Origin of the sequence: Syntrophomonas wolfei subsp. methylbutyratica (genome assembly GCF_001570625.1) — a bacterium.
Lineage (GTDB): Bacteria > Bacillota > Syntrophomonadia > Syntrophomonadales > Syntrophomonadaceae > Syntrophomonas > Syntrophomonas methylbutyratica.
In genome coordinates this window covers 39946-65373 of record NZ_BBQT01000021.1, presented here as the reverse complement: position 1 = coordinate 65373, position 25428 = coordinate 39946, and the positions used below count along the sequence as shown (strand labels likewise).

The following is a 25428-nucleotide window of genomic DNA, read 5'->3' as shown; positions in this document are numbered from 1 at the left end:
TCTTCCTCCTCTGCTACGATAAAAGCTGTTTTATTTCCAGCTCTATCATAGCTGATTTGGAGGATTGTGGTAAATACTGTTCATTCTTATTTGTTGTTTTCTGTCCATTTTAGCTTAGCGGTTACAGCAGTATACGGCAGCGGTGTTCCTGGTATAACCTGCTAAAATAGATAAACATGCGTTCAGCAAAATCTCTTTGGATACTAGCCTGGCTCTCTACATGGACTAAAATAATGCCGGGTTCTTCTTTTAATCTGGTTTGTACCAGTATATCCACCACATGTTTATCCCCACTAGTAACGTCAGTAAAAAATTCCTGTTTCAAAAATTGGATATTATACCTTATCTACCCCCGTTTGCTGCTCCTTAAGATATTGGGTTATTATAAGAGCTTCATCCTGGGTACTGCGGGCATTCCCCGGCAATATGATAATAGCTTCCTCCGGCACCCCCAGCTGAACCCCCACCGAAGCCGCCAATTCCGCATCCCGGGGCAGCTCCACTCCACGGGACTCCAGCAATTCATAACCCGGCTGCCAGTTCTCCACCATCATAATACGAGGAGCATAGCCCTGCTCATAAAGATCCACCGCCCCCAATATCCTATCCGGCCCGCTGCCCATGAGCACAATAATCACATCAGCCTTTTCCGGAGAATCACTGCTTACTATTCCCACTCCAGCATAACGAAAAAATACTGCCAGCAGAGCCAGCAATATTATGCATATGAATAAAGCCAGTTTCTTTTTAGCCTTTATTTAAAAACCCTCCCACCTCTCAATATGTTCGAGGACCTGGCCCGGACTTATATGAGGGAATATCGAATTGCTATAGGTGCCGAACCTTTACCGTTTATAGGAATGTTTGAGGGTAGTGTTAATAAGCTTCATGAAGTTGTTAAGGAAATAAGAAAAATCTTAGATGTACCGATAGACTGGTATAATAAACACCCGGACTATAACAGTGCATTTAATTTTTTAAAGTCAAGGATAGAAGATGTAGGAGTCCTGGTAATGAAGAATGGTATTGTTATTAATAATACACACCGGCCACTAGACATTAGAGAATTTCGGGCTTTTTTACTGTTTGATGAACTTGCCCCACTGATTTTTATTAACAATAAAGATAGTGCAGGGGCTAAAATATTTTCCTTAATACATGAATTTACCCATCTGCTGATCAGTACAGATGATAGCCGACCCATCTTATACCAGTCGTCAGCCCGATACTAGCAATTATTATCTTTCATCGCTGCTGCCTGTAAAGCACCCTTAAAAACTTCATGTTTTTCCTGCCCATAACTCCCCATAAACTCCGGCATGGTTGCTTCCCCCTGGGCTGAACTTTCCCTTGTTTTCAGTGTTATCTAAAAAATATGTCTATTTTCTTTCAGGAAAATCTCATACATTTCTCTAGTTAGAGAACAATCTACCAGTCTCATAAACTCTTTATTTGAAAGCCTGCATTGTTTGGCCATTTTACTTAAATTATCATCAGATATATCTTTATGACTGCTTCCAAAGCTTGTCTTAGTCCAGATACTGGTTTTTAGCCCTTCCTGGGTAATATATGTAAATTTGGCATGGTCATTATTTGAAAGCTTAAACCCCTTACGTTTTAGCCCGTTTTGAACATAATCCTTCTTTCTTGTTCCCACACCATCACTCCTTCACCCAAGAACACAATTGCTCTTTGAATTTTATTGCATCCCCGCTAAGCTGCTCATCATTTTCTAAAACATACTCACGCCACAGCCAAATGAAATCCTCTTCAAAAGCAGCTATCGCATCTTCTCGACTACTGCCAGTGGCAATTATATTAAAATCAGGGAATTCGAGAATTATTTCTTCGCCCACAAAAACAGGGTCAACAACAATAGGTTTTTTCAAATCCAATGACACCTCGCTATTTGACAACTTAGTATATTTAACTGGACTTAAATCCAATTCACTTATCGAATTTGCATCAATTATCTTTTCTGGATGTCCCGATGCATCCAACTGTACATGTCCAGTAACTTGAATTAAGTCTTTTAAATTCCCAATAATAAAATCTTCTATCTCAATATCATAATAGCAATCCAATATTCGTCCAGTAGGTTGGTAATAAATTGCTATCTTATGTTCATCCAAATGTAAACGCATCAACTTTCCGGTTACCGTCATCATTTCTATATCAGGCGGACTCACAGCTTGCTGAATAAGTTCACGTACATTTATGTTCAGGATATTACTTTTTTGCCTGAGAGTATCTTTAAAAACTATCTCCCACTCATCTCCAACCCTTGGGCAGTATGTTTCAACTGAACGCAGAATACGACGCCGATGTATGCTATCTGGAAATGTAGTACTAATGGTGTTAGCATCATTCTCACTTAATGAATTAATTAATATATTAAAACTATCCAGGGTCTTCTTACCCAGATCAAAATCAAACAGATTATTTTGATACAAATCGGCAACCTCAGCCACCACCTCGTAACTACCTGGCTTCTCAATAACCCGTCTCAACTCACAGGCTTGCTGTATATAATTTGGAATGCGACCAGTGCTCTTCGCTTCCCTTTCTGTTAACGCTAAACCAATACAAAAAAATGTATTCTGAATTCCGTCAAGTAATTTAGAAAGTAATCTAAAGGAGATTGATTGATCAATGACCGCAGCGCCATCAATTTTAAAAGAAATTCGTCGCTCCTCCACTGGGTCTGCCTCCTTTCCAAGCAAAGTTACGGATACCCCTATTATAATATGTTTTACTAACCGATGGTATCCCGTTCCAACAGACAAACCCGTTTCCCCTCCCGGGATAGCTTCCGGGCTATGGCGCAGCCATTTATGCCACCGCCCAGGATAATAGCATCAAAATTCTCCTGCATAAAAGTCACCTTTGAATAGTAGTACAACTTTAGGAAAATGTCCGGGGCCTGTCCCCGGACATTTTCCAGACTTATTTTGTTTAAATCATTCCCATCTCCGATAAAAAGCCTATTGCCTTATCAATTGAACCCTGGGATATTTCCCAGCCAAATTGTTTGGCCTCATTAGCAATCTCATCAGGCCATATAGCTGTATTATTTTCCTTGAGTATATGATAAGTCTTGGCCGCAATAGAAAGCGAAACATAATCCTCATCCACCGCCTGCGAGAGCTTTTCTAAACAATCCTTAATTTTCCTGTATTCATCAGGTTTTCGCCTTTCCAAATCACGTAAGACCTCCAGGCCATCGGCAGTAAGCGTATAATCAAACCTCTTCTTTTCAAAACCCGTTTCCTCATCTACTCCAAAACCTACTGTTTTCTGTTCTACCAACCCCAGAGCTTTACATTTACCAATTGAATTATCCAATTCCGGGGAATACGGTCCATAATAATGGGGGTTATATGGTAACCCCAAGTCTAATAAGACATTTAAGAAGTAGGCCTTTTTTTGGATCAATGTTTTTCCCCGCATCGTTCCTCCCGCTTCCCCCAACATCAACAAGAAAACCTCAGATGCTTTCATTGTTTCCCTCCTCACCACTATCTTTAATCACATTCTCAATTAAAACTTTAATCTGCTCCGAATACTCGCGGAGCCGAATCTTCTTATCTTTATCACCCTTAAAGACAATTGGGGCATAAACCTCAAGAAACTCATCTTTTTCAGCCTCATTAATAGAACGAAATAATAACGATTCTTCTTCAAATATCTTCCTTAACCGTTGAAATAACGGAGTGTCAATAATTTCTTCTTCTACAGAACTTCTATGAATAAATCCATGCACCGGATCTCTAATTTCGCGCATTATCACTCACCTCCAAAATATTAAATTAAATTGGAGTTCGTGATAGCATATGTATTTACATGCCAATAATAGTTATTATTTCTGATTATTGCAAAGGTTGGGCACCGTTTCACAAAATGGTACATGCTTTTTACGAAAGTTTTATAACTCAACCTAATAAATCAATCTCATTTAATCGATGGCCGGGTGTCCATGCGGGAACGGCATGGAATCAACGGTAGTTAAAGAATCAAAACCGGGTTTTTAAGGGCACGAACTTGCTCTTTGGAGACATCAGTTGTAACAATTGTGGAGCAATGTTCCTCCAGAACTCAAGAAAGCGAAATGCGGGGTACAACCCCCAAAAGCGGGGAATCTATTCGATCCGGGCACCTTGTACGGCAAAGTAAAATACGCTTTGCCGTTGCCCTCCCGCATTTTACAGATGTGGGGCTTGTTTATAAAGGGTACAACACATGAAATTTTCAAAGAACAAAATATTAATAAAAGTGGTTCTAATGGTTGCACATAATGGCTCTATTTCATGCACAATGTGGCTCTAAAACATCACACTGCTGGCTTTTTTGGATCGCAGTAAACATCCAGTAATGAATCCATATAAAGAGCTAGTTTTTCAATATATCGCATCGCTTCTTTGCGAGCCAAATTATCCCCATCACCTGCAAGGGCCAAATAAGCCTTGGCCAAATTTTCATAACCCATGGCCAGGGTAAGTTCTGCTTGGATAGTATTGCTTATATCCGAGCGGTTATTAAGAAAACAATCTTCATCATTTACCACAAGTTCCCTCACCTCAGTTGCTTTTTTAAGATCAGATAGACAGGCCTTCATATTTCCCAACTTCATATACAGTTTACCGCGATTCATCAAAGCATAGCCAGTCCATATGTTCCCGATATCCTGGCTGCTACTCGCCAATAAAAGGGAATATGCATCAATTGCCTTATCATTCTCCGCTAAAGCACCGCGGTTTAACCCAATATAATTAATACAGCGCAAAGAATCCCGGGAACCAGGAGTAAATAACTCCTTCAACCATTTTAATAATTCCAGAGATTGAGCATACTGACCACTACTATACAAAACTGCAGCATATAACAAAGCCACCCGTGGGTAATCTTCTACCCCGGACACTTTAAGACAAGTTTTTAAACACTCTTCAATCTGTCCCCCCAGACGCCAGTCAAGCATCACCTGAAAATTACAAGCTATAAACCGGTCCAATATACCAACAGCCCTGACAAAGACTTTTTTGTCTGCCTGGTGCAATAGCAAAAAGCCTCTGGTTATAGCCGCAAGCATTTCATAGCGGACGGAACTACCCTCAATCTCTTCTAAAACATAGTTCTCTAATTCCTGTATCCTTAACTCCATCCAGTGTAATAGACCCTCTCGCTCTTTACATTCGATGAAAATAGACGGTACATCACGCAGTGGATAAATAAGATCATAACAATCATCCATTCTAGCAAACAATTCCCTGGCTACTATTCGTATTTCTCTTGCCAGCGCCGTTCGGATAAACTCATTAAACCAGGCATGAAATAATATGTACCGACCTTTCTCAACTTCCTTTATTACCGGGGACAAGGTATCAAGCAATAATCGCATTTGCTGCCGACCATGAAACCCCAGGAAAACCTGCAGCAATTCTCGGGAACAAGCACTCGGAAGCAAAGCCATTAAACATAAGGCATTTATACTATTATCATTTTCGCTTTCTAAGCGGTTCAACAATTTCTCAAATACACTTTCCAGTCCGCAAGGAATTTGTTCAATAAAACGCAAATAATCTTCCTCATTTGTACTATTGGGCAAGCCTTTTAAAAAGAGGAAATTACCTTCACTGAACTGCATCATCCGGTCAATAAAGGTATCTGAAACCTGTTTCAATGATGGTCGAATTTTACACAACCATTGTTGTAATTCATCACGGTTCAAGGGTTCCAAAAGCAATTCGTGCAAAGGGTGAAAATACTCATGCAAAACCCTGGCATGTGCCTTACTGCGGGAGAAAAAGGCCAGAGGAATACAGGGATTTGCAAAACGCCCCATTAGCTCAACCAGTCTACGAAACTCCTCTGCAGGTAGTTCATCCAAGCCATCAACAAAAAAAGGCGGTAACAAACCATCAAATTTTGCGTTCGATAATAGAGATAAAACATTATAAATATCCTCAATCTCAACATGAGATGGTAATAACGGCAATTCATAACCAAAAGGCTGGTAAAAATCATAATAAGCCCGAAGTACAGCAATAGCTTCTAGCCGTCCCCGATATGCTGCAGAGCAGGAAAAGAATCCCCCTTTTAACTGTTCCGCCATTCGTGCTGCCAGAGTAGTCTTTCCAACCCCGGCTGCTCCATATATGAAGACTTTTCTGTACTGCTTAATTGAGCTTCGCAATTGTTCTTCCCAATTCGGTCTATCGAAATAATCATACAAAAGTGATTGGATTTCATGATTAATAAGTTCACGGGGCGATGCAATATCGGCGGCAACAAGGTAAGATGCATCCACTGCAACCTGCATCTGTGTACCTTCGTTTAAAATGGAACAAACCAAATTCCTGAGCTTTAATATATGGGGGTCGAGAGGCGGAATAGTAGCATATAAGTACTGGCAGGTACATACATAATAGTTCATAGCTTTTGAAAAAGTGAAATCCTCTATTAAAAATGGAATAATAACCAGCTTTTCACCAATAGCTCGATCCAATTCCCGCTGCACATGCCAAGAAGAATCTGAGCGAGGCGATAGAACCAGTACAAATACAGTGCATTCTTCCAAAGCCTTTACTATTTCCTCAGCATATTGTCTGCTTGGAGCTATATCCCGCGGTGCCATCCAACACCTAATACCTGCAGATTCCAGTTCTTCAATAATTTTATCCGCAACAGCTCTATTATATCTCGAATAACTAATAAACACCTGGTATTCCATCCTTGGCCACCCCCTGTAACCCCATTTCTCCCTACTTTACACCTTGCTCACTTCCCCATAGCACAATATTCGTTTTTACCTTCTTCTCCGGCTCCGTTAAAGGGTTACGTAACCATCCATCAAAGAAAAGTTTGCCAACTTCACGTATTCCATTACTACCCGCCTGGCATCCTCTCGCGAGTTCCCCCAGGCGACAGCACATATTCAATAAGTCCGGTGCCTGTCCCCGGAATAATTATCCGATACAGCAGCCGCTTCCTTTTGACCGCTGGCAAAATCTAGGCTGTCAAGTACCGGCATTCCCGCTTCATAATCAGCAATTAGTTTAGAGCTAAACCTATGTGCCAGCAGAAAATGCATCATGGTTAGTAAAATGAAAGTGCCCAAAGCAATCCATAACAAGTATCCCCGGTATTGAACAGCAGCTATTGCTGCCATACCCAGCAAAATATTAATAAACAAAAGCACCAGAGTCACCTGTTTATGTGAATATCCTGCCTGAACAGCCAGTTGATAAACATGGGTCCTGTGCGGCTGGGATAGCTTCTCACCCCGTGCCATCCTTCTAAAAAGGGTGATAGTTGCATCGGTAATAAAAACCCCTAAAAGCATTAACCATACAATAAGAGGGATGGAAGAACTTTTTTCCGATATAATAGCCAGCACTGCAAAAATATAGCCTAGAAATCCACTCCCTACATCACCCATAAATATCCGGGCCGGAGGCCAGTTCCAGACCAAAAAGCCACCAACCGCCAGAGCTAAAATTATACAAACCCAGGCTAACCCTGCAGAACCGGTCCAGAAAAGTAAAACGCCGGCACCGAGCGCCACACTTATAGCCTCAGTCCCCGCTATACCATCTATTCCGTCCATAAAATTATATAAATTAATTAACCAGACTATACCAACCGCAGCAATTACACTCCCTATCCAGCCCAGCTGAATCGTAGTAAACCCTATATCCATCCGGGTAAATCCACCCAAGCAGTACAAAGCCCATGTAGCCGCCAGGAAATGCACTGCTAATCTTAAGCGAGGGCTAACACTGTTCTTATCATCTATCCAGCCAATGGCAGCAATCATAAGACCGCCCCCGCCCAATGCTGCCGCTACATTTACTGAGACTATCCCGAAGGCAGCTATAAATACCAGTGCAAAAATAAAAGTAGCTACTACCGCCAGTCCTCCCCCCCGGGGAGTAACTATCGAATGTGAGCTACGTTCATTGGGAATGTCTAGTATGTTTTTTTTTATCGTATAGAAACGGACCAGAGCCGTAAGGAAATATGAAGCCAGCACAACCAAAATCAAGCCCAATATAACTCTGGTCAAATCGCCCTCCCCCTCAACTCATTTCATTAACTTTAACACTAATGAAATTCTGACTATCTCAAGTAATCTGAAACCCTGTTTTCTATCGTTAGAAACTCAATTAAACTTTTCATAAAAATCTTTTTATCAAAAGTTTCTCGATAATACTTGCGGGCATTTTTACCCATGATACTATGATTTTCGGTATTAAAAGCAAAACCCCGGACAAGTCCAGCCAGTGCAATATGATCCTCAGCCTTACAACAAAGGCCACAGCCTGCTTCTTCAATAACTAGACGTGTTTCCCCATCAATTGCACCGATAATAGGTTTCCCAGTTGCCATATAGGATTGCACTTTATTAGGCAGGGTATATGATATCTCTTTATTTGCTTTTAACGTTACCAAAAATGCATCGGCCATAGAATAAAAATCAGGCATTTCCTCAATAGGTCGTTGGCCATAAAATATTACATTATTTAAGCCACATTTTGTGGCTAATTCTTCGCAATTTATTCGGTCCGATCCATCCCCGACAATATGCCATATAATTTTATCCAAGTTCTTTAACTCGTTAGCTGCCTTAATTATAGTCTCAACACTCTGCATCTCACCGATGTTTCCGGCAAAAACCAAATTAATAACATTGCCCTTAGTTCCTCCTGCTTCGATATTTTCAAACAGGCTCTCCGCATAAACAGGTAAATACTGAATATCACCGTTGATTCCAATGACCTCTTTGAAATACTTTTCAAACAGTTTCGAACTAATAGCTAATTTATCAGCCCGTTTATATATATAACGACTGAGTCCCAACAAAGTTGTGTATATGAAACCTTCTGTTTTTAAACCAGCAGCGACTATACTTTCCGGCCACAAATCCTGGCAGTACAACAATAAGGGTTTGCCAGTAAGCTTCTTAAGTAACAAAGCCGGTAAAGCCATAGTTATTGGTGATAATTGGTAAACTAAAACCAGATCAAAATCTTTTTTCATAAATAAAGCCGTAATGGAAGAAGATACCGCAAAACTAACATAGTTTAAGGCAAGTCTTATCTGCCCCTGGCCGCGTCCAATTAAGCAGCTTCTAATAACCCGGACTCCATTAATATCCTCGTAGCGCCTTTTAAACCATCGATAGTCCTTAGGAATAACTCCATATGGATAATTAGGAAGGCCGGTTAAAACAGTAACATCGTAACCCAGCTTCACCAATTCAAAACATATATCGTTTACTTTGAATTGCTCAGGATAAAAGTATTGGCAGACAACTAATAATTTCATTGCTGTTTTGTCCTTAGGGAATTATGTTTAGCCAGATATTCATTTACTTCTTCAACAATCCCATCCTCAAATGATACCGGTGAATAAGCAAAATCACGTATTGCATCTTCATAGTCAAAGGCCTTATCTTCCTGCATCCGCAGCACCTGTTCAACTGATATAATGGCATTTTTAACAAGAGCATTGTAAATCTTGGCAGCCAATATTGAAAACCACAATGGAATCTTTATGATTATGTTTTTTCTTCCTAAAGTATCAGAAACAGTACGGACCAGTGCCATATATGTCATAGGCCTTTTCCCAGGCAAGTTATATCCTTTATTAAATGTAGTACTCCGATTTACTATAACATCATAATACGCATTACCCAGATCCCGGGCATGAACAGGTTGCATCAAGTTTTCACCTTTACCAAACATGGGGAAAAACTTAATCTTATGTAGAAAGGTAATAAGTTTATACATATTTCGATCCCGGGAGGAACCATATATCATGGTAGGCCTTAATACCGTAATCCCCATACGATTCCGGAATTTTAAAACATATTCTTCAATTTCTATATACTCTGCTGAAGCACTCTTATATTTTGAATACCTGCCCGTGGTATGAACCAGTATCGCCCAATCTACATTATTATCTAATGCAGCCTTAACCACATTCCTGGAAAAATCGATAGATGCAATATGTAATACAGTGCTGCACCCGACCATAGTATATGTTAAAAATTTCCGATCATTAAGGTCTCCGATTACTATATCAATATCCAGACCGCTTTCATTTAAAAAATCAGTATCACTTTCCGGAAGAACTATACACCTTATCTTGCCTTTATAGCCTTCACTAACTAATCTTTTGACAAACCAGCGACCAGAATGCCCGGTTATACCCGTAACATAAAGCATTTAAAGCTCCCTTGGCGTTATTTATACCATACCGTCCGATTAATATAATCAATATAACTGAGAATAATCCGCACTACTTTTTGGGAAATATTATCAGCATCATAATCTTTAACAATCTGAATTCCTTGGGGATGGGCCTTAAATTGAGCGGTGACAACAGCAATTGCATTAATTACATTGCTCTCCTTCAAACCGCACATAATCAGCGTTCCCTCATCCATTCCTTCAGGACGTTCATGAGCTTCTCTAATGGTAACTGCCGGGAAACCCAGAATTGATGATTCTTCAGTTATTGTTCCACTATCAGAAACAACACAAAATGCATTCACCTGTAGATTAACATAATCAAAGAAACCTAATGGTTTAAGAAAATGAATCATCTCATCGAAAAGCAACTCCGGTTGTTCTTCGATTCGCTTCCTGGTTCTCGGATGAGTGGATACAATAACAGGATATTTATACGTTTGAGCTAAAGAATTTAATGTTAAAACCAGTTGTTTAAAGTTCTTATCGGAATCTATATTTTCCTCCCTATGAGCGCTCACCAAGATATATTTCCCTCGTTTTAGACCCAAGCGTTCCAGCACTGTAGACTCTTGAATCTTTGGCATATAATATTGTAAAACTTCTTTCATGGTGGAACCAGTTTTTATAACTGTTTCAGCAGCAATACCTTCCTGCAATAAATATCGGCGGGCATGTTCCGTCAAGGTCATATTAATATCACTTAAATGATCTACAATTTTACGATTAATTTCTTCGGGCACACGCTGATCAAAACAACGGTTTCCTGCCTCCATATGAAAAATAGGAATTTTCCGGCGTTTAGCAGATATAACTGCCAGACAACTGTTAGTATCACCGTAAAATAGAACCGCATCCGGTTTTTCCTTTGCCATAACAAGATCAGACTTGGCAATAACATTGGCAATCGTATCAGCTACACTATTCCCTACAGCATTTAAAAAATAATCCGGTTTCTTGATTTCCATTTCCTCAAAAAACACTTCATTAAGCTCAAAATCATAATTCTGTCCGGTATGTACCAGTACATGCTCAGTATATAGTTCTAGCTGTGGAATTACCCGGCTGAGTTTAATTATTTCAGGTCGGGTTCCGACAATAGTCATCACCTTAAATTTCATTACATAATCCTTTCGTTACTAATTGGATTAAGCGAAGTTCCTTTATATCTTCTACAAAAATCACTGTACATCCCATTAATCAGTTCTTCCCATGAAGGTGGCTTATAGCCTGTAACCTGTCGAAAATAATCTGAATTCAGGGAACGATCCTGGACAAAATCTGGGAAAGGTTCAATCTTCACTATCTTACCATATTTTGCTGCTACCAGATTTAATAAATCATACTTCGATATCGGTTCAGATGAAACATGATAGACCCCGGACAATTCTTTATTGGGTAAAACTACCTCACGGATAATACGAGCCAGTTCAACTGTGGGAAAACCAGAATAAATAGCCTTGGTAAAACCACATATTGAGCTTTTCTGGGCTAAAAACCATTCAATCAAACCAAGCTTTCCCTTCAGTTCATGGCCTATTATAGAAGTCCGCATGGTAACACAATGGGGATACGAAACCTCTCCTAAAAACTTGGAACGACCGTATAAATCCTGGGCATCTGAGGGATCCTGCTCGGTATAGTTACCCTTGCTGCCATTGAAAACACAATCAGTACTGATATGTATCAATCTGGCCCCGGCAGTCCGGCATACCAAAGAGATTCTATGGGGGAGAAGAGAATTTACTGTTATAGCAGATAAAGGATCACTGGAGATGGGCAACTGTTTAATGAGACCGATACAGTTAATGACTACATCAGGTTGAATTGACGCCAATGCCCTTATTACAGTATCGAAATTGTCAGCATCAACACCAGTACGAATTTTACTAACCATATCAACGGGGAACCATTCCTTCAAACCTTCGGAACTTCTAGCAGTTGCGTAAACATCCAGATTAGATTCTAACATTAACTGTGAAAACAGAGTATGCCCCAACATACCGGTTCCACCTAAAATAAGAACTCTAGTTTTCATTAATTTTTCCTCCCCTGATATGTGTTTCCTACACATTTCATCTGCTTCCCAGCTGTTGTTTAATATAATCAAGTGTTAACAACATTTCTTTAATTTCCGATACATTTAGGCGTCTGGTATTATGTGAATGATAATCCTCCTGATAGGACAACTGTTCCTGACCTTCAACAAAATATCTATTATAGTTCAAATCTCGATTATCGGCCGGTACCCGGTAATACCCGCCCAAATCCTCGGCCCGTACCATTTCTTCACGGGTCAGCAGGGTTTCATATAGCTTTTCCCCATGCCGGGTGCCAATTATCTTAATATCGTTGTCAGCATTAAACAGTTCTTTAACTGCCAACGCCAAATCTCCGATAGTAGCAGCCGGAGCCTTCTGTACAAAAATATCCCCCTGAGAGCCATGCTCATAAGCATAGAGTACCAATTCCACGGCATCCTCTATAGACATTAGAAACCTGGTCATATTAGGATCAGTTACAGTTAGGGCCTGTCCACTCTTAATTTGTTCAACAAACAAAGGGATAACCGACCCCCTGGAGGCCATCACATTACCATAACGTGTCCCGCAAAATACAGTTCCCTTTTCATCCATAGTCCGGGCCTTAGCCACCATTACCTTCTCCATCATGGCTTTTGAAATTCCCATCGCATTTATGGGGTAAACTGCTTTGTCAGTGCTGAGCACAATCATGTTCTTCACCCGGTTTTTAATCGCCGCATTAAGCACATTTTCAGTACCTAATATATTAGTCCGTACCGCTTCCATGGGATAAAACTCACAGGAAGGAACCTGCTTTAAGGCTGCCGCATGAAATACATAATCCACGCCATACAGCGCAGACTCTATGCTCTCATAATTACGAACATCGCCGATGTAAAACTTTATCTTGTCATTCATTAACTGGGTTCGCATATCATATTGTTTCTTCTCATCCCGGCTGAAGATACGGATTTCCTTAATATCGGTATCAAGAAATCTCTTTAATACTGCATTACCAAAAGTACCTGTCCCACCGGTAATGAGTAAGGTTTTGCCTTTAAACATAAACAAATCCTCCCTGGATGTTATCTAACCCAGCCTTTACAATTATAAAATAAGAAATAATTTAACCTTCCAAAATACGATTATATAGTTCAATGTATTTATTCACTACAGAACTCCAAAGGAACTCCTTATATACAAAATCTTTCAGTTTACAGCCCATAAGACCTAACTTAACACGATCTTCTAAAATACTTTCAATTCCCGCTTGTAGTCCTTCAACCGTAGCCGGAACTACAAGCCCGCCTCCTATACTTTCTATCTCATCAAAGCCACACTGGTTGGTTATTACAACTGGCGTCCCAGTACATCCCGCCTCAAGTACTACTATTGACATGGCTTCCTGTCTCGAAGGTATCACTAACAGGTCAGATGCATAATAAGCATATGATTTCTCTTCCCCACCCAAATAGCCAATAAAGTGTACTCGATCCTCAATCTCAAACTTGGCAGCCATATTCTTTAACTCAGTAAGCATACCTCCATCAGGACCAACAAATACTACATGGTAATCATTCTTTTTCTTAATATTATTAAAAGCAATTAAAAGCAAATCAGGTCCTTTAATGTGGTTCAATCGCCCTACAAATAATATGAATGGGGCATTCCCAATACCATACTTATTTCTAAAACCATAATCGTCACGGAATTGTAAATCTTCAACAGCGATTCCATTGGGAATAACGGTAATTCTTTTTGTTTCAATTCCATATTCATTAAACCGGGGTATTTCATTATCAGCTATAGCCACATGTCCGCTGGCATTCCTAATAATTTTCTTACCGATAAGCAAATTGAATATTTTTTTAATTAAAACAGAACGTCCATATATAGCCAATTCCCCGGCAGGACAAACAACATAAGGTTTATTAAATCGTTGGGCCAAATGAAAAACTAACACATTAAGGAAAATCCAATGCCCCATGAAATGGATAACATCAACTTCTTGTACTAACTTCTTGAGTTGAGTATATGACGCACATGACAATTTGGGTACATAAAACCGGTCAAGCATAGCTGGAAAAACAACAATATTTATCCCGGGCAGGTTATCAACCTGTTCATTCTTAAAACCGACGTCAGTTGTTAAAATAGTACATTCATGACCTGCCTTAGCTAGAGATTTACTCATTTGAATGGTTCTCTCAACAGTCCCCCCCCCTCTAATAGAATCAAGGGACATATTAACATTCAGTATTTTTATAATTTTTAGCCCCCTTTTCTAATATCACCTTTTTTATAGCACTATCTAAGCCAAGAGGAAAAACAAAACCTGTGGAGAGAAGCTTTTCAGAGGAATATTTCACATTCCCTTTATTCCCTTTTCCACGCCAGATTTGTCTTAGCAGATGTGGAATTATTATGGGTAAATGCCTCTTGGGTATTATGTTTTCACTATTACGGCCATTTTTTATGGTATCATAAAATGCCCAAAGACCTGCGAGTGTATTTAGGGGGTCTTCATCACATGAGACAAAATAGCATTGAGTTTTCTCAAATGGATAAGAAATAAAATATATTGCAGCTGCTGCAACATTGTCTGCATGAATTAAATGAATGCATTCTCCACCCTTAATAAATAATTTGATTCGATCCATCCATGAATTACGCATAGGCAACTCGATAGCACCTGGTCTGCTCTCATCAAATATTTCTGTCGGACGCAGAATAATAACACGACATCCATCTATACCTTGGGCTACCATTTGCTCAGCAGTACATTTGCTCTTTTCATATATATCTTGTGGATTACAAGGAGTATTTTCAGTAACTTTGATTTGATCGGTTTTCCCAACAACTACACAAGTGCTTATATAACATAAATATTGAATATTATTGTCTCTAGTACAATTTAGCAAATTCTCAGTTCCCTTAACATTGGTTGCCCACATTTTAGATTCATCATGGATTTCAGCTGCACAATGGAACAGGAGATTGGCATCTTTCAAAAACCTTTTCAGGACTTCTTCATCTTCAAGCCCACCTCGAAATACAGTAACCTTAGAATCATGATAATTGGTTTTCCGTGTTAATACCCTTACCTGATATCCGTGAGCAAGTAAGTGTTGAACTATTTTTGAACCTACCATGCCCGTTGCACCTGTTACACAGGCAATCGCAATAATTTTATTCACCACTATTACCACCCGAAATAATTATTTCCAATATCATCCCTACTGTAGTTAAATGTGACTCTTAAAAAAATGGATTTTGAGGATGTAATAAAAATGCAACCTCGGTCACGGTTTAAAGATAATTTTGGCCACCCTTGATTTTAATCTATTTTAATTCGTTTTTGATTTTTCCAAAGATTGTTGCATAAAATCATTACTGCCAGAACATACATATAGAACGGATCCATCCAGGTTCCATACGATAATCCTTGAACTGTCATTCCAATAAATGCCGCAGCTACAGACCAATATACTGAATTATTTGATGTTAATAACGGAGATAAATAGAAATAATACAACGATAAATATAACAATATTAATATACAAAACGCCGCGACTCCACCTGCCGCAACCCAATAAACTAATGCATTAGGACTAGTTAGCTTAGATTCTCCCAAAGTATGGGCAAGACCAACCCCAAAGGGATTCTGTTTAATTGTATCAACGGTGATATTCAAGTTTGATGCATCTCGAAGTATTTTTTGTGATCCAGGGTCCCTACTTAATACCTTTTCAATCCTAGATTGACTTCCAATAGTATTTTCGTAAAGCTGATTGGAATAATTTAGCACTGATACTGCTACTACAAAAAACAAACCACAAACAATAACTGGGACAAAATACCTTATCAGTATGTTTGAATTAATTGATTTTTTAAATAGACGCATTAAAATAATAAAAAGAATAGCAAAAATTAAGCCAAAGAATCCGGCCATAGAAAAAGTAATAAGAAATCCGATAATACACACTAAAAATATTCGCAAATACTTCCTTCTTCGCGTACGCAAGTAATATCCAAAAGAAACCAATACCGGGAATAGTAAAAAGGCTGCAAATTTGGACGGTTCTATAAACCAAGATTGTGCTCTTAATATACGACTTCCATCGAATCCATATTGGTAGGCATTGGCATAACCTAAAATGCCATAGCTAAGTTCAGGCATATTCTGTAATTTTTCGAGAAATATATAATGTGGTTCCAACGGTAAATCAAAAAATATCACAATGAAAAGGGCAATTGATTGAAGTGAAAAAATAACTCCCAAGGTCAACGGAATTTTTAATAACAAATTAATATTAGTTTCATTGGGTCGCATTTTTAACAATATTAATGGTAGAATAACACATGGCCAGAAAACTTTAATGGTCTGAACTACGCCTAACGGGTCAAATATTAAACTAGACAAACAAGTTATCGTAAACAACAGCAAATATAAAATTAGGATTCTGGTTTCTTTGCCTACTACTCTATAATACCTTCCTAATATAACCAGCATAACAAAAGATATTACCTTTATTAATCTATCCCCAAAAACTGAATGGATTAGAAGAATAGAAAACTGTAGAATAAATATCCATAAAAATAAAGCGAAAACTTTCTTGGTGTTTATATGCAAAAATATTCACCGACCAATCTATACTCCTGTCCATTTAAACCTCGTTTAAACCGGGCTATATCAGGGGTATTAACTTCATCTATACCGCCAAGATCAAACCACAGGCATCCGCGACTCTTCATTTCCAGCAAAGAATTCCAAAGCAAAAAATTATTAGCCTTCTGTTGACGTCCTTCAGTACTATTCCAGCCTACTAAATAGGTACAAGCAAGTCCATGTTTGGCAATTATTAAACCTGCCACTGGCGTTTCATTATAAATTGCTTGCATTACCAGGAGTTGTCGAGAATCACCTTGCTTTCTTAAAGCAATTAATAGATTAATGGAAATTCCTTTAAAATTTCTTTCCAACATCTGCTGTTGGTATTTATCCATTAACCCAAAAAAGTCTTCATCAGTATGGCTTATTTTAAAAACAAGTCCGGCCCTTTCAGCAAAGCTTACCATATTACGCCACTTTCCATTTAATCCACGCCTTAATTCACCTTCTGTTTTTTGCAAATCCAACCAAGCCGAACACCAGCATTCTTTACCATATTTATGATATCTGGCATTAAACAAACTTACCAGGTTCCCAGCCTGGTCATTTAGTTCAGGAGCAATTAATAATACCTTCTTTTTATTCCATCGGTGCTGCCCAATAATTAATTTAAGAACCATACTTATTTCTTCGCTGGCTTCAGGATTACGTAACCATAACGGTCCACGATTTATGCGAATTATCTCAACGAATGGTAAACTTTTCACCAATGCTTGACACATAGCAATATTTGAACCAGATTTCTGAATCATTCCCCGATGAACCTTCCAACCTTCGACTTCTGCCTTTGCTTCACCATAGGCCCAAGATTGTAGCAAGTTGGATTTACCAACTGCCATAAGACTATTTTCCCATTTAGATTGATTACACTCATCCCAAATAATGTTGTATTGCTCAGCGCATACAGGTTTTTCATTACTAGAGATGGAGTATTCTTTTATAAGGTGAATTGGCTTTATGGATTGGTGAATCGGAAAGGTTAATGTTGTCTGTCTCTTGTATATAGCTTTTTCGTGTTCAGCAGGCTTGCTCATTACCTCTGGAGCTATGTCCGGCCAACTTGTCACATTATGACCATTTTTAATAATTTTTCTAAACATTTCTGCCGATGTTCGTGCATCAGACAATTGAAAAACTGTAAGATAGGGTGTTGCTTTTTCAGTAGGCATTTTTAGAGGTTCCAATCCATATTTTTGTCCAAGCAATAGCTTTGTGATTGCATCATTTTCTTGCCGTTTCTGTATTATTTCTGGTAATTGACTTGCTATTTGCAACAGAATTCTGCGACTAAACTTACTCATTTTGCTTTTTGCAATATAAGCACTAGAAACTGAATCTTCTAAAAATTCAACTTTATTGGGGCGAAGTCTAAACCAATTATAAAATGGCAGCTTCTGAATAAGACGCTTGGTAAGCCACCACCAGGGAGAAGGAGATGTATCGCCTAATTGTTCAATAACCTTTTGCATAATCTGTAAATTCTTATCCAAGTTACTCTTGCTAAAAAAATTGCTTGTGGTACGAAGGAGCAATACCGCTCCATCTGGTATTGAAAGCAATTTATGAGGACTATAAAAAACAAAATCCCCAAATTCTCCAATTCCCCTTATTGGAAGTAACACATGAGCAGAATCTTCTACCAGAATGGAATTGTTCTCATTGCAGAATAATCGAGCTTGACGTGCTTCGGAAGGATAGCCAAAATAATGGACCTGAAAAAAAATGTCGGGCCGGCTTAATTGGGCTAATTCATGGCATTTATCCCAATCGGGCATCAGATTGGAATCAATCGGGTAAAAAACTAATTTTGCTGATGAATGCCTCAATGGCCACAACGATTCATTACAAAAATAATCCGGCAACCAAACTAAAGGCGCAATTGTTTTATGGTACATTTCCCACCATAAAACAATTGCCTTCATTGCCCAGGCTGAACGAGAAAACCAGAATGCAATATCTCCCTTTCTAGCCCATGGTTTAGCCAGATCTTGGTCCTGGATATTAAATCTATTTAAAGCACGGATTAGTATTTTTACTTCAGGTAAAGGAGCAGTTGTTATCATAATAAAAATCTATTCCTTTGGTTTTATCTTCGGATATTAATCCGCTGCGTATTTAATTATACGCATTCAAAACTTTTTCTCAAATAAAAGGCATCCTGCATGACTCCCTTGCAGATGGTCAAGGCACATACTGATTAACCCGGCTACAGGATTACTTCCTAATAAGTGGACTACCTTTGTTTTGATGATTCTTCTTTGCTGTATTTTGCAATTATTAAATCTGGAATCTCTTCTAATTCTATCCACAAAGCCAAATATACTGTAATTTAAATGCTCAGGTGCTGTGCTACCAACTATAAGCAATTCTCCGGGGGTATTCAGGTTTCTCAACAGGGCAGTTAATATTCCGCAAATATACTCGTAATCATTAGTTCTTGAAAAGGGGTAAAATTCTCTGGTGTGAATTATGTCAAAAGTATCCTTCATATTAAAATTACAATCTATAGCTTGCTGAATAAACACTACATTCGAAAAACTTTTGTTAGCATATTTAATAGCATCTTCAGCCAAATCCACACCCACAACATATACTAAGGGATATGCTTCTTTAATACATTTAGTAATAAAACCGGCTCCACAACCCACATCCAAGATACTCTGAGCCCTTTTAAACTCATTATGAAAATTTTTAATATATGCTTTCGCTAGTAAATCCGTCATGTTATGCTGTTCTATCCATCTCTGTGCAACCGGTAAATCATTTAAAAGAGCATAATAAGCACCAAAATCATTTTTACCAAGCTCCTCTGAAATCTCGCCCGCCGACATCCTGGTTTGAATTGTTTTTTGATTCCCCAACATTTTTTCTGGCAAAAGCCAATCTTTGTTGTTATCCCCCATAAAATCTTTCTTCCCTCTCACCACAGATTATATCTATTGCCTAAGCCTTACATTAATTGCCTCTCATATTAGTCTCTAATCATAGAATTCAGTAGTTTGCGGTCATAATAGTAGTAGAGATCGAGCCCACCTTCCAAAATAAAATGGTTATACGATAACAAGTCATCCAAGGAAATAACATCACGCCTAATTGCTCTAGGACTAACATAAGTATTGTTAAAACCCCTTACCCCCGAAAAAATATATCGATAGCGTTTTCCAGCTATAGCCAGGGCCTGAGAGTTAATACTGTTTATATCCCCAAAAGGATAAGCAAAATGCTCAATAGATATGCCCAGGGTTTTTTGCAAAATATCTCCTGCCCCAGCAATCTCATCTTCGAGTTCAGCAGTATCCTTAATTTCAGATAGTCTTTTATGGGTCCGGGTATGGGAGCCAATAGTATGTCCATGCTCCAATAGATATTCCAAATCTCCCCAACTCATGGGTTCCTCATCATCGGATACTGTATCAACCGAAACAATTCCATCATATATATTCCGGGCAATAAATTCCTTCTGTTGGTTTCGCTCTATGCAATTGATAAAATCTGGTGGAATAAAAAATATTGCCTTGATACCCAACGTATCCAAAATTTTCTTAGCAACAGTAAAGTTCGACTTAAAACCATCATCAAAAGTTAATAGTAAATTATTTCTAGTTGATGTTTGACTCTGCCCGTCCATTATTTCACGGAATTTTCTATCATTTAAGAAATTATAATATAACTTTAAATACCGTAACTGCTTCTCCAGTATACTAAAATGTTCCGGTAATATGTTATGATATATTATTATTCTGACAGAATTCTTATTAATCTTTGATATTATATTGACACTTCTTAATAAAGAAGTGAAAGCACCTAGTGTATTACGAATTCTCATATGTTTTCCTTTTTGAGTTTTTTTAGCATAACCTTAAATATTTCTATCGGTAACCTTATACATATTTCCAGCATCTCTACATATTTACGTTGGTTTAATAATGTCGTAATAGCATTATAATGACAAATAAATACTTGCCGCAAGAGTTGCCATCGTGCTTTAGTACCTCCTACTATCTGAGCGAGATGTTCAGAATGAAAATATGCGATTTCAAGTGAACATTTATATCTCTTTTCAGCATTAAAACTAATACTATCAGCTCGTAATATGTATTTCTCAAGTGGAATTGGAATAAAAACTAAATGATTATTCCTGGCAAGCTTAAGCCATAAATCATAATCCTGAGCAGAGGGAAGATTGATATTAAAGCCCCCAACATCCATAAGAGCACTTTTCTTAACAACCATGCAACTAGTAGATAAAAAACATCCACGATATAACTGTTGAAAAAGTGCTTTTCGGTTGTCGTAGTATTTATGGAGAAGTTTCAGTTTCTCATTCCCCGCTATATCCACTTCATATTCATCATGGGTAAATATACTAATATCAGGATATTGCGAAATAGCCTTGCGTATCATGTTGATTTTTTCCGGTAACCAAATATCATCTCCATCTAAAAACGCAATCCACTCGCTTTGAGCTACTTCGATTCCTCGATTTCGAGCAGCCCCTGGACCGGAATTTTTTTGACGAACTAATCGGATAAAGTTATCAGGGTTCTTGTTAATATATTCCTCTATGACACTAATTGAATTATCTGTTGAACCATCATCTACAATGATAACTTCATCAGGTAGAACTGTTTGATTTAAAACACTATCAATTGTTGTCCCAATATAGTGTTCAAGATTATAAACAGGAATTACCACAGAAATACTCGTATCTTTCATTTATAAATCCTCTAGCCAAACATCTGGCGGTTCAGGTAAACTGTTATCCATGTGTATGCGAAACCAGATCTCCAACATAAAAATTGTATACAATTGGTGAAAATATAACGTTCTCGCCTTGGGGTTCATAACAATTTTTTTCAAATAATCGCCATTCCACCATGGTCGTTGCAGTGTTCTTTTACTAAGAAGGATTCTATCACTTAAATCTCCTAATCTTCCTCTAATCCATTGTTGGATCGGTGAATTAAAACCTCTCTTTGATTGTTCAATCACGGCCATCGGTAAGAAAGGACGGGATATTTCTTTAAGTAACGCTTTGCGTTCCCCGCCGGGTGTCTTAATACTCCCTGGCACTGCCATAACTTTTTCTACAAACAAGTAATCCAAAAAAGGTCCCCTTGCTTCAATAGAATGCGCCATACTTGTCCGATCAAGCAATAACATTAAGTTATCCGTCAGGTAAGTCTTAAGATCGGCATATAGAAGGGAATTCAATCTATCTCCCCTAAAATTTTCTGCATAGGCTTTTCGCGTTTCATGTAATTCCTGTTCTAAATCAATACCTTTTATAATTTTATTTATTTTTTCCTTTGACATTACCGTTATATGCCCAAGATAATGTTCTATTTGATTAGTTTCGAATGCTACAGCCCGGTTTAATTTATTAGCAATTTCAGGGTTAAGCAATTTAAATATGTTGGATAATACTTTGGTCATCAATGGAAATTGCAAGAGCTTTTTTTCGATTGAACTAGGAAAATAATAAGTATAACCCGCAAATAATTCATCCCCACCGGCACCATTCAAGACTACTCCTACGCCATCCTCAGCCGCAAGCTGATTAATTATAAAATTGGGTAATAATCCTGAATCAGCCAATGGTTCATCGCAATACCATACCATTTTTGGCAGAAGACTAATCAAAGCATCCGAATCAACAGAAAATGTTTTATGTTTCGTATCATATTTCCTGGCCACCTGCTCAGCAAGTGGACTTTCATCAAATTGACTACCTGTGAATCTTAGCGTATATGTCCTCAAGTGAGGGTAATAATATGAAGCCCTTGCTACAAGCAATCCTGAATCGATGCCTCCAGATAAACAAGCTCCGACAGGAACATCGCTTCTCAAATGTAATTGTATGGATGCATCAAATGCTTCTAGTAATTCAGTCTGAATCTCCTTAAATGCAGTTTTCCGCTCCCCAGGATTATTACAATCCCAGTAGGTTCCATTGGTAATAGTACCATTTTCAATAGCCATCCAGCACCCTGCCGGAAGCTTATGTATATTTTTAAGCACAGTTCTCGGTGCCAGTGTATAACCATAGGACAAATATTGCGTAAGTCCTATTACGTCAATTTCCAGAGAAATATCCGGGAATCGAAGTAACGGTTTAATTTCAGTGGCAAATCTAACATTTCCGTTGCTTATGGAATAGTACATCGATTTAATACCCAGGCGATCACGAGCAAGAATAAGCCGTCCATTTTTTTCATCCCATAATGCTAAGGCATACATTCCATTTAGATAATCCAGAAAACCCTTCCCATATTCTTCATATAGGTGGGGAATTATCTCCGGTTGTTCTTCAGACTTAAATTTATGATTTTTTTGCTTAAGTAGCTTAGTAAGCTCAATATAATTATAAATCGCTCCGCTACAGACTGTAACTATATCGTTTGTTTCGTTTAATATAGGCTGTTTTTCAGACTTAATATCTATAAGAGAGGAGCTTACATAAGCTAACTCAAGTCGCCCCTCTTTATCAAAATAGAATGATTCACAATCAGAACTACGGAAAACTTTATGTAAAAGTGATCTTAGTGGAATATTGGTACCATTATCTCCATGATAATTCCCTAAAAAACCACACATTGCTATATCTCCAATTCCAAAGTTGTTATTCCCATCCATGGCAGTTCTACAAGTCCTGTATATACAACAGAACACAATGGATTTTTTTCTCCATAGCGGTGTGAACCCCATCCATATAGCAGGTCAGCTGATGGATTATGCCAAATCTTTCTACTTGTTAAGTCTTTCGATATGCTTAATTTAAATCTATTGAAACCAGAACGAAATACTATTACTTCACCTGGATCAAGAATATCATCAACATTAATGTCCAAATGGAATATAAGAGTTATATTATGAAAACCTTGACCGGCCACTTTATCAACTATTTGCAGATATCTTTCATTACATGTAATCTTACGAGAGTATAAACCCACTCCTGTTGAACGTGCATATCCGCCATGTCTAATCTCCAGGTCTTGGGTTCCATTTTCGTTAACATATTCAGGTATAGTACCAGTCCGCAATGCAAGAAACTCGTTTGTATATACCTTTCTATAGTAAGGTGCTGGATTCAAATTATCCACAACTAAAATATTATGAGACCAGCAATCTCTACCTCTATTCCCTTCTGCATCATCCAAATAGTGTTTTCGTCCGCAATCTACTAGTAAAGGGAAACCATCATAATGAACAGTAATTCCGCCAGTATCTTGATGGGCATGACCTGCAACAATTGGATAACCCTTTGGATTTATATGCGAAAATACTGCCCATTTTTTATGAGTTATACGCGCCCATTCTCTCCCGAAGACTACTCTGTCTATATTGTGTCCTGAATCAAAATCTGAAATCTTTTTCTGTCTATTAGCTGGCCAAAATAACTGGTGCCAACCATCATCGGGAGGTTCTCCAAGATAATTTTCGATTCCTGTCAATAAGGAGCCCACCCAAGGTACCCCTAATAGCCAATGTGGAGAACAATCTGGAGAAATATCACCAATAAGCGGTAAATCCCATTTTTTTGTTTCCTTATTAATAAGAAAAAATATACAACCTCTGGTAAGCTGCTCAACTATTTTGGTTAACCTTTCTTCCATATATTGGTCTCCACATTGTTGAGCAAACCACAATACCTCACAAAAATTTCGTGTAATTAAAAACTGATAATGACTGGATCCTTCACGAAGGAAAACTCTCTCCTCCAAAATTCGTTCTTGTTCATTCAATAAAATATACCGTCCTATATTTACTATCCTTGCATTTTTCAAAACTAAACCAGCAATATATAGGGCTCTTCCATTATTACTCAAATGATTGCCGGTGAACACTTCTCCATGATATTCTAAATGACTACTCAGATAATTAGCTTGCAAACCAATACTCTCAATTAAGAATGAACATTGCGCTGGTTGTTTGCCACAAGCAAGGGATGCAAAAATCCAATTAACCAGACGCTCTGATACGGTATACGGATGCCACGCCTCTTCTATTTTTATAGGATTAGGATGCAAAAAAATCCAGTCATTTATTGCAATACATATTTTCTCCCAAATCACATCCTTATTAACTCCCGCTGATGCATTGCTAATTATTAATGGAAGTAACCAGGCAAATCTATGCAAAGCTGCAGTGTCTTCCATATCTCTAAATTTTTTATTCCAGGGTATAGTCCCCAAATTTTCCATGTCAAGCGATTCTGAAGCTAAATGAACATTTACTTTCTTCGGCCATTCGGTATTCTTTTGATTCCATCCAGAAAACAAATTTGAAGGTGTTGTGGGATTAAAAAATGGGAAATCTATATCCATATTTAATAAATACTGCTGGCAATTTGATTGTGGTAGTTTGTTTATCGCCCCCGCTCTATTTTTTAAAAAGTAGCCAATAAATGCACGGAAATCAGGATCAACTATTAATTTGAATGCCCGGGAAATATAGTAAGCAATTTTATTCATCGCTAACA

24 protein-coding genes are annotated in these 25428 nt (G+C 38.2%); 1 reads left to right on the top strand and 23 read right to left on the bottom strand.

Translation table 11 applies throughout. From position 1 onward, the window contains the following. Positions 1-121 precede the first annotated feature (121 nt). Together AWB54_RS12960 and AWB54_RS12955 are read right to left on the bottom strand one after the other, a co-directional pair. Positions 122-280 carry a hypothetical protein gene (locus tag AWB54_RS12960; protein WP_174520070.1) on the bottom strand — a complete coding sequence of 53 codons (159 nt, stop codon included), beginning with the start codon at positions 278-280 and terminating at the stop codon, positions 122-124. Between the two features lie 55 nt (positions 281-335). Beyond that, positions 336-716 (bottom strand): YdcF family protein, encoded by a 381-nt coding sequence (locus tag AWB54_RS12955; RefSeq protein WP_061215023.1) that lies wholly within the window; start codon positions 714-716, stop codon positions 336-338. Positions 717-1013: 297 nt separating this feature from the next. Between AWB54_RS12955 and AWB54_RS16790 the strand changes: the two genes are divergently transcribed. Then, positions 1014-1232, top strand: a complete 219-nt coding sequence (locus tag AWB54_RS16790; protein ID WP_160328959.1) for an ImmA/IrrE family metallo-endopeptidase — start codon at positions 1014-1016, stop codon at positions 1230-1232. Between the two features lie 134 nt (positions 1233-1366). On the opposite strand, the gene AWB54_RS12945 is transcribed toward AWB54_RS16790, so the two are convergent. The 21 genes from AWB54_RS12945 to AWB54_RS12850 form a co-directional block, all read right to left on the bottom strand. After that, positions 1367-1657: a hypothetical protein gene (locus AWB54_RS12945; protein WP_061215021.1), complete on the bottom strand. Its 291-nt coding sequence runs from the start codon at positions 1655-1657 to the stop codon at positions 1367-1369. Positions 1658-1661: 4 nt separating this feature from the next. Beyond that, positions 1662-2699, bottom strand: a complete 1038-nt coding sequence (locus AWB54_RS12940) for a hypothetical protein (protein ID WP_061215020.1) — start codon at positions 2697-2699, stop codon at positions 1662-1664. A gap of 56 nt (positions 2700-2755) precedes the next feature. Next, positions 2756-2875, bottom strand: coding sequence for an FAD-dependent oxidoreductase (locus tag AWB54_RS15465; RefSeq protein WP_082736217.1), 120 nt, complete (start codon positions 2873-2875; stop codon positions 2756-2758). A gap of 80 nt (positions 2876-2955) precedes the next feature. Then, positions 2956-3501, bottom strand: coding sequence for a hypothetical protein (locus AWB54_RS12935; RefSeq protein WP_061215019.1), 546 nt, complete (start codon positions 3499-3501; stop codon positions 2956-2958). Further along, a complete protein-coding gene (locus tag AWB54_RS12930; RefSeq protein ID WP_061215018.1) occupies positions 3488-3784 on the bottom strand; it encodes a hypothetical protein in 297 nt (98 codons plus the stop codon). The genes AWB54_RS12935 and AWB54_RS12930 overlap by 14 nt, the downstream gene beginning before the upstream one ends. Before the next feature lie 546 nt (positions 3785-4330). Continuing rightward, entirely contained in the window at positions 4331-6727 is a 2397-nt protein-coding gene (locus AWB54_RS12925) for a TIR domain-containing protein (protein ID WP_061215017.1), read from the bottom strand. Between the two features lie 204 nt (positions 6728-6931). Beyond that, a complete protein-coding gene (locus AWB54_RS12920) occupies positions 6932-8062 on the bottom strand; it encodes an MraY family glycosyltransferase (RefSeq protein ID WP_061215016.1) in 1131 nt (376 codons plus the stop codon). 53 nt (positions 8063-8115) lie between these two features. Continuing rightward, positions 8116-9324, bottom strand: coding sequence for a glycosyltransferase family 4 protein (locus AWB54_RS12915; protein WP_061215015.1), 1209 nt, complete (start codon positions 9322-9324; stop codon positions 8116-8118). Then, positions 9321-10226, bottom strand: coding sequence for an NAD-dependent epimerase/dehydratase family protein (locus tag AWB54_RS12910; RefSeq protein ID WP_061215014.1), 906 nt, complete (start codon positions 10224-10226; stop codon positions 9321-9323). Before AWB54_RS12910 ends, AWB54_RS12915 begins: the two co-directional genes overlap by 4 nt. A gap of 17 nt (positions 10227-10243) precedes the next feature. Beyond that, complete coding sequence (gene wecB / locus AWB54_RS12905) at positions 10244-11371, bottom strand: non-hydrolyzing UDP-N-acetylglucosamine 2-epimerase (protein WP_061215013.1); 1128 nt, start codon at positions 11369-11371, stop codon at positions 10244-10246. Further along, entirely contained in the window at positions 11371-12288 is a 918-nt protein-coding gene (locus AWB54_RS12900) for a dTDP-4-dehydrorhamnose reductase family protein (RefSeq protein WP_082736216.1), read from the bottom strand. The genes wecB and AWB54_RS12900 overlap by 1 nt, the downstream gene beginning before the upstream one ends. A 37-nt stretch (positions 12289-12325) precedes the next feature. Then, a complete protein-coding gene (locus tag AWB54_RS12895) occupies positions 12326-13339 on the bottom strand; it encodes a nucleoside-diphosphate sugar epimerase/dehydratase (RefSeq protein WP_061215012.1) in 1014 nt (337 codons plus the stop codon). Between the two features lie 61 nt (positions 13340-13400). After that, on the bottom strand, positions 13401-14519 hold the full coding sequence (locus AWB54_RS12890) for a glycosyltransferase (protein ID WP_061215011.1): 1119 nt from the start codon (positions 14517-14519) through the stop codon (positions 13401-13403). Position 14520: 1 nt separating this feature from the next. Next, positions 14521-15471, bottom strand: coding sequence for an NAD-dependent epimerase/dehydratase family protein (locus AWB54_RS12885; protein ID WP_061215010.1), 951 nt, complete (start codon positions 15469-15471; stop codon positions 14521-14523). 140 nt (positions 15472-15611) lie between these two features. Continuing rightward, positions 15612-16787 (bottom strand): hypothetical protein, encoded by a 1176-nt coding sequence (locus AWB54_RS12880; protein WP_153014738.1) that lies wholly within the window; start codon positions 16785-16787, stop codon positions 15612-15614. Between the two features lie 110 nt (positions 16788-16897). Further along, positions 16898-19009, bottom strand: coding sequence for a GNAT family N-acetyltransferase (locus AWB54_RS12875; protein WP_061215008.1), 2112 nt, complete (start codon positions 19007-19009; stop codon positions 16898-16900). A 66-nt stretch (positions 19010-19075) separates the two neighbouring features. Continuing rightward, positions 19076-19849: a class I SAM-dependent methyltransferase gene (locus AWB54_RS12870; protein ID WP_061215007.1), complete on the bottom strand. Its 774-nt coding sequence runs from the start codon at positions 19847-19849 to the stop codon at positions 19076-19078. Between the two features lie 68 nt (positions 19850-19917). After that, on the bottom strand, positions 19918-20772 hold the full coding sequence (locus tag AWB54_RS12865; RefSeq protein WP_061215006.1) for a polysaccharide deacetylase family protein: 855 nt from the start codon (positions 20770-20772) through the stop codon (positions 19918-19920). Continuing rightward, a complete protein-coding gene (locus AWB54_RS12860; protein ID WP_061215005.1) occupies positions 20769-21662 on the bottom strand; it encodes a glycosyltransferase family 2 protein in 894 nt (297 codons plus the stop codon). The genes AWB54_RS12865 and AWB54_RS12860 overlap by 4 nt, the downstream gene beginning before the upstream one ends. Further along, on the bottom strand, positions 21663-23543 hold the full coding sequence (gene asnB, locus AWB54_RS12855; RefSeq protein WP_061215004.1) for an asparagine synthase (glutamine-hydrolyzing): 1881 nt from the start codon (positions 23541-23543) through the stop codon (positions 21663-21665). 2 nt (positions 23544-23545) lie between these two features. After that, positions 23546-25420: a heparinase II/III domain-containing protein gene (locus AWB54_RS12850; RefSeq protein WP_235811186.1), complete on the bottom strand. Its 1875-nt coding sequence runs from the start codon at positions 25418-25420 to the stop codon at positions 23546-23548. Between the last annotated feature and the right edge of the window lie 8 nt (positions 25421-25428).